Annotated in this window: 11 protein-coding genes; 2 read left to right on the top strand and 9 right to left on the bottom strand. The window is 33.1% G+C overall.

Translation table 11 applies throughout. The features are described 5' to 3' along the window. The first annotated feature begins 106 nt into the window (after positions 1-106). Positions 107-889: a ZIP family metal transporter gene (locus DW1_RS03440; protein WP_143474348.1), complete on the top strand. Its 783-nt coding sequence runs from the start codon at positions 107-109 to the stop codon at positions 887-889. A 199-nt stretch (positions 890-1,088) separates the two neighbouring features. On the opposite strand, the gene DW1_RS03435 is transcribed toward DW1_RS03440, so the two are convergent. Next, positions 1,089-1,271, bottom strand: coding sequence for an aspartyl-phosphate phosphatase Spo0E family protein (locus DW1_RS03435; RefSeq protein ID WP_074349237.1), 183 nt, complete (start codon positions 1,269-1,271; stop codon positions 1,089-1,091). Positions 1,272-2,239: 968 nt separating this feature from the next. Here DW1_RS03435 and pepT point away from each other — a divergent pair. After that, positions 2,240-3,472, top strand: a complete 1,233-nt coding sequence (gene pepT, locus DW1_RS03430; protein ID WP_074349236.1) for a peptidase T — start codon at positions 2,240-2,242, stop codon at positions 3,470-3,472. 128 nt (positions 3,473-3,600) lie between these two features. Here the strand turns inward: pepT and DW1_RS03425 are convergent, their stop codons facing one another. From DW1_RS03425 to DW1_RS03390, 8 genes are all read right to left on the bottom strand, one after another. After that, positions 3,601-3,825 carry a hypothetical protein gene (locus DW1_RS03425; RefSeq protein WP_074349235.1) on the bottom strand — a complete coding sequence of 75 codons (225 nt, stop codon included), beginning with the start codon at positions 3,823-3,825 and terminating at the stop codon, positions 3,601-3,603. A 98-nt stretch (positions 3,826-3,923) separates the two neighbouring features. Further along, positions 3,924-4,172 carry a hypothetical protein gene (locus DW1_RS03420; RefSeq protein ID WP_074349234.1) on the bottom strand — a complete coding sequence of 83 codons (249 nt, stop codon included), beginning with the start codon at positions 4,170-4,172 and terminating at the stop codon, positions 3,924-3,926. Between the two features lie 130 nt (positions 4,173-4,302). Beyond that, positions 4,303-5,256: an NAD(P)-dependent oxidoreductase gene (locus DW1_RS03415; RefSeq protein ID WP_074349233.1), complete on the bottom strand. Its 954-nt coding sequence runs from the start codon at positions 5,254-5,256 to the stop codon at positions 4,303-4,305. A 170-nt stretch (positions 5,257-5,426) separates the two neighbouring features. After that, positions 5,427-6,767, bottom strand: coding sequence for a TldD/PmbA family protein (locus tag DW1_RS03410; protein ID WP_074349232.1), 1,341 nt, complete (start codon positions 6,765-6,767; stop codon positions 5,427-5,429). Beyond that, positions 6,767-8,155 (bottom strand): TldD/PmbA family protein, encoded by a 1,389-nt coding sequence (locus DW1_RS03405; protein WP_074349231.1) that lies wholly within the window; start codon positions 8,153-8,155, stop codon positions 6,767-6,769. Before DW1_RS03405 ends, DW1_RS03410 begins: the two co-directional genes overlap by 1 nt. A 116-nt stretch (positions 8,156-8,271) precedes the next feature. Then, positions 8,272-9,228 (bottom strand): ABC transporter ATP-binding protein, encoded by a 957-nt coding sequence (locus tag DW1_RS03400; protein ID WP_074349230.1) that lies wholly within the window; start codon positions 9,226-9,228, stop codon positions 8,272-8,274. Beyond that, entirely contained in the window at positions 9,221-10,246 is a 1,026-nt protein-coding gene (locus DW1_RS03395) for an ABC transporter ATP-binding protein (RefSeq protein WP_074349229.1), read from the bottom strand. Before DW1_RS03395 ends, DW1_RS03400 begins: the two co-directional genes overlap by 8 nt. 12 nt (positions 10,247-10,258) lie before the next feature. Further along, positions 10,259-11,194: an ABC transporter permease gene (locus DW1_RS03390; protein WP_074349228.1), complete on the bottom strand. Its 936-nt coding sequence runs from the start codon at positions 11,192-11,194 to the stop codon at positions 10,259-10,261. Positions 11,195-11,199 lie beyond the last annotated feature (5 nt).

The following is an 11,199-nucleotide window of genomic DNA, read 5'->3' as shown; positions in this document are numbered from 1 at the left end:
GATATAATAGATAAATATAGGGTATTAATAAATTGTTAAACTATACCTTTATTTTGACGATTATTCTACATATTTTAATTGAATTTACATCTGAAAGGGGAATTTTATGACAGCTATTTTAAATTCAGAAAATGTTATTTTTGTTGGAATCATAACTAGCATTTTAGCAGGGCTTTCTACTGGTTTAGGTGCTCTTCCTATCTTTTTCGCTAAAGATGTATCCAATAAAACACTTGACACAATGCTAGGCTTTGCTGCAGGAGTTATGCTAGCTGCAACATCTTTTTCTTTAGTTATTCCAGCCATAGAAGCTGGCGGAGGTGGTTTAAAGGGAGCTGGTATTGTATTAATCGGAATTATTCTTGGAGGAGTATTTTTAGACCTTACTGATAAGCATTCTCCTCATATTCATTTACTTGACAAGCGTGAAGAGGGAAACAAATCGTCTTTAGCTAAAATGTGGCTATTTATAATTGCCATAGCCATACACAACTTCCCTGAGGGACTTGCAGTAGGTGTTGGATTTGGTGATGGGAATGTATCTAACGGAATTACTTTGGCTATCGGTATAAGCCTCCAAAACCTGCCTGAAGGTATGGCAGTTGCATTAGCTTTAGTTAGAGAAAACTATTCTCTAGGAAAGGCTTTTTTAATTGCATTGTTAACAGGTTTAGTAGAGCCAATAGGTGCTTTCATAGGGCTAGCGCTTGTTCATATAGCTGCACCTTTATTGCCTCTAATATTAGCCTTTGCAGCTGGAGCAATGCTATTTGTTATCAGCGATGAGATAATTCCTGAAACTCATAAAAATGGTTATGAGAGGCAAGCTACTTATGGAGTAGTCATTGGATTTGCTATAATGATGCTGTTAGATGTTACCTTGGGATGATTAAACCTAGTCCCACTTTCTGAATACTTCTATCAGAAATATGCAACGATAAAGCGGCGAGTATTCACCGCTTTTTTCTATTCTTATGATTGTAATGCTTTATATATCTATGTGAAATATTCTAAAAATAGCGATAAGTATTGAACCCTATGGATTAGTAATAAACCCAAAGAGCAATAATTCTAGGAAATTAGCTATTTTATAATAGAGCATTTATTGTTCGCATAGTATAGGAATAATACTTATATATTAGCTTGTCCAATTCAATACTTAGCTCTAGAGCTTTTGTTTTATCTACTATTTCGCTTTCTAAAAGTTTATTCAATTCTTCTTGTTTGTTTTCTATAGCAGTTTTTATAGCTTCAGTATAACAATTGCACATAGAATCTCACTTCCTTATAAAAAATAGACAACAAACGGTAAAATTCAACCAGATATCTTTCCAATTCAATTCCATATATAGTATAAATTATAACATCTTTATCCATATATAGTATAAATTATAGCATTTTCTGACAATAAATACAAGATAATCTATTCATTTCTGCCCAGTCTACACCTTTTTTCGTATTACAATCTGCGACAATTTCCGATAAAATCAATTTATTGTGGTGATTTCACTTCATGTTTGCCCATTTAATTCCTTTTCTAACCGAATTTACCTTTATTTTTACTTGCCTATTTACTACTAAAGAAAGCTTATACATCTTAGAGAATTATTTAATTTTTTATTTAATATATAGTTGCACTCACCTCCATATCAAATTTTAAATTATTCTTTGTATTATATCACTATATAATCCATAATTCTAAAAAGTCAGCAATCATATTGAATTATAGTTACACTACTTTTTAAACAAATACCTTTTAAGCTTATCTACTTCATATTTAGTTTTATATATATCCCTTTCATTATCCAAGCAAACAAAAACTATTCCTTTATACTTATTTATTTTTAATAGCAGCCTGTCAGGACAAAAAAACAGAGTTCACACCTATATACATTTTTTTGTTTTTGCTGAAAAAGTAGCACTTTCCTAACGAATAAAAAAACTACAGGGGGGGTGGCCCTGTAGTCAAGGGGGGAATTATTCATTTTGGGGGTAGTTTTTCTTTGATAATTATTATCAACTATCTATTACTATATTACCCAGGGTCAACAACACTAAACATTTATATGTAAATTTTTATTAAATTTTTGCATTTTAAATTTAACTCCAGATTGAACATTTGAAAATAATATAAATTTATAATTTTTCTGTTCCAAGTTCTTCTATTTCATTTTTAAATACATTATAATAAGTATAAAATGAAATAGTAAATATAAATATATTTGACGAGGTGACATATATGAAAAAAGTAGTTGATAGGTTTTTAAATTATGTAGCCATAGATACAAAATCAGAATACGATTCTCAGGATTTTCCTAGCTCAAAAAAACAATTTGAACTGGCAAATCTCTTAGTTAAGGAATTAAATGAACTAGGCCTTAAGGATGTTTCAGTAGATGAAAATTGTTATGTAATGGCTACTCTTCCTTCGAACACAGATAAAAAAGTACCTACTATTGGTTTTATTGCTCATATGGATACTAGTCCTGATATGTCAGGAGAAAATGTAAAGCCTAAAATAGTTGAAAATTATGATGGTGGAGATATTATTCTAAATAAAGAAAACAATATAGTTCTATCTCCAAAGGATTTCCCAGAGCTTAAAGAATACATAGGAAAAACTCTAATCACTACAGATGGCACTACTTTACTGGGAGCAGATGATAAGGCAGGCATAGCAGAAATAATGACTGCTATAGAATATCTGGTAAATAATCCTCAAATAGAGCATGGTGATATAAAGGTTGCCTTTACACCTGATGAAGAGGTGGGAAGAGGAGCGGACTACTTTGATGTGAAGAAGTTCAATGCAGATTTTGCATATACAGTGGATGGCGGTAGATTAGGAGAGCTGGAATATGAGAATTTCAACGCTGCTGGTGTTAAACTAACTATAAAAGGTAGAAATGTTCATCCTGGTTCCGCTAAGAATAAGATGATAAATTCCATGGAGATAGCCATGGAACTAAATTCTATGCTGCCTGAAAATCAAAAGCCCAAATATACAGAAGGCTATGAAGGGTTTTTCCTTCTTTCATCTTTAAATGGAGATGTTGAAGAAACAAAAGCAAGCTATATTATAAGAGATCATTTTAGGGATAAATTCGAAGAGAAAAAGGGTCTCATGCAAAAAGTAGTAGATTTCTTAAATGCTAAATACGGCGAAGGCACTGTTCATTTAGAGATAAAAGACCAGTACTATAATATGAAGGAAAAAATAGAACCTGTAATGCATATAGTTGACACTGCCAAAAGAGCTATGGAAGAGTTAGGAATAACTCCTTTAATAACTCCTGTCCGTGGTGGTACTGATGGTGCTAGACTATCTTATATGGGACTACCTTGTCCAAATCTATTTACTGGTGGGCACAACTATCATGGAAAATATGAATTTATCCCTGTAGAATCTATGGAAAAAGCTGTGGAAGTTATTTTGAAGATTATAGAACTGTATAGTAAAGGTAGTAAATAGGTCAATTTAAGTTTTACTACTTATGTAATATAGAAATTTGGTGCTTAATAGAAAATGTCAAGGCAAGACAATTAAACTCAATAATCAAAACTACCATCTTAATAGGTAGTTTTGATTATATTTATATCCTATATCCCAAGGTCATTAATAATCTTTTCAATGCTTTCCTCCAGATCTAACTCTTCAATTAGATTGATAATGTCTTCTTCGGTATTGGAATATTTATATACACTTCTCATGTCATCATTTGTGTCTTTAGAAGTATGTATATCATTAAGATTTTCCTGTCCAATAGTCACTCCACATATATTATTATCAACAAAGCTTTGATGATCGCTCAATCCATAATACATATCTACATATTCTATACTATTTTTATCTAGGCTTATTTTTATTTTATCTATTAGTTCTTTACTTATTAAATTCTCATTATCTAAAGTAATTTTCCCACCTAAAAGTAACTTTCCCCAGTATAAGGGGCTAGTCCAATTTTTTTGAATCTATTCTCAATAAAAAAAGCAACCTTTTCTTTACCTTCTGTACCTGCAAGCCTACCTTTAAACCCCTCTGAAGTAAGTATTTTCATAGTAGCCTCTAAAGAATCCTCTAAGTCAGTTTCAGGCTTAATTACATCTTCGGAACATGCTACCAAAAATAATACAAGTATTATTAATAAAATACTCTTTATTCTCTTACTCATGCTTATCCCCCTAACTTATTAGGGTATATATAGATATTAATGTAAACTTTTGATAAGCTTTATTTTATGACATAAAAAAACTAGAGCCTAAGCCCTAGTTAATATTATAAATATAGTTGTAAAATTTTTATTATATAACTCTATTTTGTGGATTTCCGTCAAGCCACTGGATTATGTTATCAAATGTTATTTGTGCTCTTCTTTTCATGGCTTCTTTAGTTGCAAAGCCTATATGTGGAGTTAGTACTGTATTTGGTGCTTTCAGTAATGGATAATCTAATGGTAGTGGTGGCTCCATATCGAATACATCTATACCCGCTCCTCCTAGGTCTCCATTATTTAAAGCTTCTGCTAAGGCTTTGTTGTCTACTATAGGACCTCTAGCTGTATTTATAAGCAGTGCATCTTTTTTCATAAAGCTAAGTTTTTCAGCGTCAATTAGTCCTCTTGTGTCTTTTGTAAGTGGAAGGTGTATAGTTACTATATCACTTTCTTTTAGTAGTTCTTCTAAGGGTAGATATGTCACTCCCTTATTTTTAAGTTCTTCATTCTCACTTCTATTGTAAGCCACTAGTTTGCATCCAAAAGCTAATCCTATCTCCGCTACTCTACTTCCTATGGCCCCTGTTCCTATGACTCCTAAAATCTTACCCTGTAAATCTGTTTGGCTAAATCCAGCCATGATTTTTCCACTTCTAGTAGCATTGTCTAGTGGAACTATGTTCCTTAATAATGAGATAATCAAACCATATGTAAGCTCAGCCACTGATGCTGTACTATATCCTGCTGAATTTGAAACAATTATATGATTTTCTTTGCATACCTCTAAGTCTACATGGTCTACCCCAGTAAAAGCTACTGAAATCAATTTTAATTTATCATTTGATTCTATAACCTCGCCTTTTAGTGGCATATTAGCTAGGACTATTACATCCATTCCCTTAACTCTTTCTTTTAATTCTTCTATCTCTGTTGTTCTTTGATTATGTACTATTAGTTCATGTCCCTTGTCTGTGATAGGTTTTGCTATAGCTCTAATCTCTTCTTCTGATATACCTAAAGGCTCCAGTACAACTATTTTCATTTATCAACGCTCCTCTATTTATGTTTTTATAATATATTAATACCCTTATATCCCAAGGATATTAATGATTTTTCTATGTTTTATTATAGCACTTTGAAAAAGAAAATCATAGTTCATTAAACAAGTTAAGCTCTGGTGCCTTACACCAGAGCTTAACTTGTTTTTTTATATTATTTACCAGCCACTGTTAAACTTTTTATTTTAATTGAGGGGGAACCAAAATAATTTCCGCCTGGAAATGAAAACCTAGTATCATTTCCTATGGCTTGTATATCGTTTAACAGTTTGTAGAAATTTCCTGAAATAACTATCTGACACAATGATTTTGTTATATGTCCTTTCTCTATTAAAAAACCATTAGATGACAATGAAAAGTCTCCTGATGTTGGATTTATGCCGGCATGCAATCCTTGTATATCTGTAATCATAATTCCTTCATCTACAGAACTTATCATATCCTCTAGGGTTTGTTCTCCTTCTTCAATATACATATTAGTAGATACAACTCCTATGGAGCTTTTGTGAGAATTTCTAAAACCATTTCCAGTTGACTTTAAGCCAGCTTTTTCTGCTGTTTTTTTGTTATGAAGGAAGGTTTTTAAAACACCATTCTTAATTATGTGCTTGGAGTAAGTAGGGGTACCTTCATCATCAAAGGTTCTACATACTATTCCTTTATCCATTAATGGATTCTCTACTATATTTAAATCTGAAACTCCTACTTTTTCACCAATTTTTCCCTTCATTAAGGATAAATTCTTCTGAACAATATTTCCTAAAAACACTTGCAACATATTGCTAAACAGGTTTGCTGATACATTATTTCTCAATATTATTTCATAGTTTCTAGACTCTATTGATGTAGCTCCCAGCATACTTACAGCATCTGAAGCTGCTTCTTTAACTAATACATCTTTATACTCATCTAATAAATCATCTATAACCATATGAGTGTAGCCTGTCTGCATTTCATTTCCATTATTGGCTACAACGGAAAGATCTATAACTGCTACACTATATGTATCCTCTAGCTCTAAGCCCTTTGTATTTACTATGAAAACTGAATTGGTACGTTCATAGTAACTGCAGGATTCTACTGCTTTTACCTTTTCATCATAAGCAAAGGCAGCTTTTTCAATAGACTTCAAAAACTCTATTTTCTCATCATCTGTATATTTATCTAATTTATTTGCCTTTTTTTCAGTATTTTCATATTTATTATCTGGAGCAGATAATACTTCTATATCTTCACTGTCGTTGTTTTCTGCATACTGGATTAAATTCTTAAGTAATTCATCAATGGAGTCTTCCATAAGCTTTTCAGTATAAGAATATCCCATTTTTCCATTGTAAATACCTCTAAGGGATAAGATCTTTTCATCTGCTACATTATAGCCCTCCAAATTTCCTTCGTAAATATTGAAGGCTGTAGATGAATTTCTCACAATATAGACTTCCATGTCTTCAATTCCATACTCTTTTCCTTTTTGGAATAATATCTGAATATCCATTATGCTTCCTCCCTTCCACCTACAATCATAGATTTTACTCTAATAGTAGGCTGTCCTGCTCCGATAAATAGTGCACCACTAGCTGCATAACAATAACCCTGTCCTATTTGTAGGTTGTTACCTACCATATCTACATCTTGAAGCATCTTGTTTCCATTACCAATAAGAGTAGCACCCTTAACAGGCTTAGTTATTTTACCATTTTCAATTAAATAAGCTTCTGAAAGCGAGAAGTTAAAATCTCCTGTAGCAGGATTGACTGATCCGGCATTCAAGTATTTTGCAAATAAACCTCTCTCAGTGTTTTGAATTATTTCTTCCTTAGTACTGTTTCCATTATCTATATAAGTATTAGTCATTCTAGAAGTTGGCGCAAATCTATAATTTTGTCTCCTACCTGATGCAGTTGATTCCATACCCATTCTTCTTGCATTTAGCTTGTCAATCATATATCCTTTTAGAATCCCATTTTCTATAAGGATATTCTTTTGAGTTTTCTTACCTTCATCATCTACTCCAAGTGACCCCCATGAATTAACAATAGAACCATCATCAACTAAAGTAACAATATCTGATGCAATTTGCTCCCCTACTCTATTAGAAAATACGGAAAGACCCTTTGCAACTGATGAAGCTTCTAAACTATGACCACAAGCTTCATGGAACATTAGTCCTCCAAACCCGTTATCAACTACTACTGGCATAACACCTGCAGGACAATGTTCAGCAAGCACCATAGTTTTAGCAGTTCTAGCTGCTTCTCTTGCATAATCTTCAATATTTATTGTGTCATAAAACTCCAGTCCCCTTAAAGCCCCTGGTCCTATATAACCTGTTTCTATTTGCCCTCCATGCTCTGCTGCTACTAATATTAGCATCCTAGTTCTTACTCTCTTATCCTCTACAAATACTCCCTCTGTATTTGCTATAAGCACATTTTGCTCTTGATCCAAATAATTTACTGTAACTTGAGATATTAGTTCGTCATAGTTCTTTGCAGCAGTTGTAGCTCTTTTCATAAGTTCAATTTTTCTTGACAAGTCTACACTACTTGGTAGTATCTTATATCTATGAATACTAGGCTCTACTAACTTGTCAAAGTTAACTACTAAATCTTTTTTAGCACCTTTAAGAACTTTAGATGCTTTTTTGGCAATATTTAGCAAATTATCCTTTGATAAATCATTGGTATAGGCATACATACTGTTTAATCCATCAAATATTCTAATGCCTATTCCATAATCCCTACCACTCATTCCTCTTTCAATATGTCCTCCAACAGTGGCTATCTCTGTAGAAAAGTTGTCTTCTACAAATACTTCTGCAAAATCTCCGCCGCTTGATAAAGCTATATTAAATATGTCATCTATAGTTGATTTATTTAACATTTTATTGCCCCCTTAATCTGTCCATTTATATAACAAAGACTTCAGTAGCAATTCTAAATTTAGGGAAAATCTTTGTTAAATCACATTTTACTGGAAATCCATACTCTCCTATGGGTTTAAAATAGATGACATGCAACAAAGTGTTCCTTGTCTACTTCCTTTAGTTTTGGGGTTACTTCGCCACATATATCTTTAGCATACATACATCTTTGTCTAAATTTACATCCTTCTGGTGGATTAATAGGACTTGGTACCTCTCCTTCTAGTTTAATTCTATTTCTTGTTTCTTCTACCTTTGGATCTGGTATCGGTATTGCTGAGATCAATGCTTGAGTATAAGGATGCAGTGGTTTTTCATATAAAATTCTATTACTAGCTAATTCAACCATTGAACCTAAATACATAACACCTACTCTATCTGAGATATGCTTTACCATAGATAAATCATGTGAAATAAATAAATATGTTAATCCCATTTCTCTTTGTAGCTTAATTAGTAAGTTTACTATTTGAGCTTGAATAGAAACATCAAGCGCAGAAATAGGCTCGTCACACATTATAAACTCAGGCTCTACAGCTAAGGCCCTAGCTATTCCTATTCTCTGTCTTTGTCCTCCTGAAAGCTCATGAGGGAATCTCAATCTATGCTCTGAATTTAAGCCTACTTTCTGAAGCAAATCTTCTATTTTTTTACGTCTTTCTGTGTCACTTAGCTTGTGATGTACATCCATTCCCTCTGCAATAATCTCTCCTATAGTCATTCTAGGGTCTAGAGAAGCATAAGGGTCCTGAAATATAATCTGAGCCCTGCCTTTAAATTTTAATTTTTCACTACGACTCATTGAATGAACATCTTTTCCATCAAAATAAACATGCCCACCAGTTGCTTCATAAATACCTAGTATAGTTCTACCACAAGTAGTTTTTCCACATCCTGACTCTCCAACTAAACCTAATGTCTCACCCTTTTTTATATTAAAGGACACCCCATCTACTGCTTTTAATGTTGCATTTTTGCCTACTTTAAAGTACTTTTTTAAATCTACTACTTCTATTAAGTTATTATTACTCATGTATTTCACCTCTCAATGACTTAGGTCTTTCTACTTTAGGAGCATCTGGATGTTGAAGCCAACAAGATAGTTTATGAGTGCTAGACAATTCAGTTACCTCAGGCTTTTGCTCTAAGCATATTTCCATTGCATACTCACATCTAGATGCAAAGGGACACCCTTGTAAAGGAAGTATCAAATCAGGTGGAGTACCACCTAAGGAATATAACTCCTCTTTACTCTTAGTATCAAGTCTTGGTACAGAATTTAATAAAGCCCAAGTATATGGATGCATACTATTATAAAAAATTTCATTCTTAGTTCCAGTTTCTATAATGCTACCTGCATACATGACCTGAATTCTATCTGCAAAATTTGCAACCACTCCAAGGTCATGGGTTACAAGGATAATTGCTGTGTTAAACTTTACTTTTAACTCATTAAGCAAGTCCATAATCTGTGCTTGAATAGTAACGTCAAGGGCTGTAGTTGGTTCATCAGCTATAATAATCTTTGGGTTACATGACAGCGCAATTGCAATCATTATCCTCTGTCTCATTCCTCCAGATAGTTCATGAGGGTATGCTTTTATTCTTTCCCTTGCATTAGGGATATTAACTGTTTCAAGAAGCCTAATTGCCTCTTCTTCTGCCTCTCTTTTTTTCATCTTCTTGTGTATTTTTAAGGCTTCCATAATTTGCTTACCTACAGTCATAGTTGGGTTTAAAGAAGTCATAGGGTCTTGGAATATCATACTTACATCCTCTCCCCTATAAGAGCTTAATCTCTTTTTATTCATATTTATAACATTCTCACCATCAAATAAAATCTGTGAACCTGCTTTTATTTCTGCTGGTGGCTCTTTTAGTAGTCTTAGAATAGCCTTTGCTGTAACAGTCTTTCCACAACCAGACTCTCCAACAAGAGCTAAAGTCTCTCCTCTTTCTAAATCAAAGCTAATACCTCTTACTGCTTTAACTTCTCCTGCATAAGTATGAAAAGATATATTTAAGTCTTTAACATCTAGTATCTTATTCATTGTAGCTCCTCCTTATTGTCTTAGTTTAGGATCTAAAGCATCTCTAAGTCCATCACCTAGTAATGTAAATGACAACATAGTCAAAGCAATCATAAGTCCTGGGAAGAACATTTGATAAGGATAAAACATAATAAATTGTTGAGCTGATGAGGCTAATGCTCCCCAAGAAGTATTAGGAGCTTGAATACCCAATCCTATATAAGATAAGAAGGTTTCCGAGAATATATAACCTGGAATATCAAATGTAATGGAAACTAGAATTACTCCAAGAGAATTTGGTATTAGATGCTTAGTTATAATCTTCCATGGCCTAACACCTAAGGCTTCTGCTGCCATAATATATTCTTGTTGTTTTATCTGTAGCATCTGTCCCCTAACTAGTCTTGCCATACCACACCAACCAGTTAGAGTTAGAGAAAGAAGCATAGTACCTAGACTTTTGCTATCTGTAATTATGGAAATTAAAATAACAACTATTAGATAAGGTATAGAAATTAGAACTTCAACGACTCTCATCATAATTGTATCAACTCTTCCACCAAAGTAGGCTGCTATGGCGCCGTATATACTACCTACTACAGTAGCTATTAAAGCACCAGTAATTCCGATAATTATAGATACTCGTCCTCCTTGCCATACTCTAGAAAACAAATCTCTACCTAAAATATCTGTTCCGAACCAGTGCTCAGAATTTGGCTTTAAGTTCATCTTAACTACACCATTTGCGTCTTTGTTGATCTCCTCATATTTGAATCCATTTATATGTGGGCCTATTATTGTCATAATCACTATAAGCATAAGTATTATAATAGCTAGCATAGCAACCTTATTTGTCTTTAATCTTCTCCAAGCATCCTGCCAATAGCTCATACTTGGTCGGGCAATTGTCTCAGACTTAGAAGTATCTATACCAACTTTTCTAAATTTATTTGCAGAAACACTTTCCATATTCT

It is taken from the genome of Proteiniborus sp. DW1 (assembly GCF_900095305.1).
In the GTDB taxonomy this organism is placed as follows: domain Bacteria; phylum Bacillota; class Clostridia; order Tissierellales; family Proteiniboraceae; genus Proteiniborus.
This window is presented reverse-complemented; position numbering and strand designations above follow the sequence as displayed.

Bases quoted from the DNA above. Each gene is read 5' to 3' on its own strand.
- DW1_RS03390 (WP_074349228.1), bottom strand. From the start codon at position 11,194: ATGGAAAGTGTTTCTGCAAATAAATTTAGAAAAGTTGGTATAGATACT.
- DW1_RS03400 (WP_074349230.1), bottom strand. From the start codon at position 9,228: ATGAGTAATAATAACTTAATAGAAGTAGTAGATTTAAAAAAGTACTTT.
- DW1_RS03405 (WP_074349231.1), bottom strand. From the start codon at position 8,155: ATGTTAAATAAATCAACTATAGATGACATATTTAATATAGCTTTATCA.
- DW1_RS03425 (WP_074349235.1), bottom strand. From the start codon at position 3,825: ATGTATTATGGATTGAGCGATCATCAAAGCTTTGTTGATAATAATATA.
- DW1_RS03410 (WP_074349232.1), bottom strand. From the start codon at position 6,767: ATGGATATTCAGATATTATTCCAAAAAGGAAAAGAGTATGGAATTGAA.
- DW1_RS03420 (WP_074349234.1), bottom strand. From the start codon at position 4,172: ATGAGTAAGAGAATAAAGAGTATTTTATTAATAATACTTGTATTATTT.
- DW1_RS03395 (WP_074349229.1), bottom strand. From the start codon at position 10,246: ATGAATAAGATACTAGATGTTAAAGACTTAAATATATCTTTTCATACT.
- DW1_RS03435 (WP_074349237.1), bottom strand. From the start codon at position 1,271: ATGTGCAATTGTTATACTGAAGCTATAAAAACTGCTATAGAAAACAAA.
- pepT (WP_074349236.1), top strand. From the start codon at position 2,240: ATGAAAAAAGTAGTTGATAGGTTTTTAAATTATGTAGCCATAGATACA.
- DW1_RS03440 (WP_143474348.1), top strand. From the start codon at position 107: ATGACAGCTATTTTAAATTCAGAAAATGTTATTTTTGTTGGAATCATA.
- DW1_RS03415 (WP_074349233.1), bottom strand. From the start codon at position 5,256: ATGAAAATAGTTGTACTGGAGCCTTTAGGTATATCAGAAGAAGAGATT.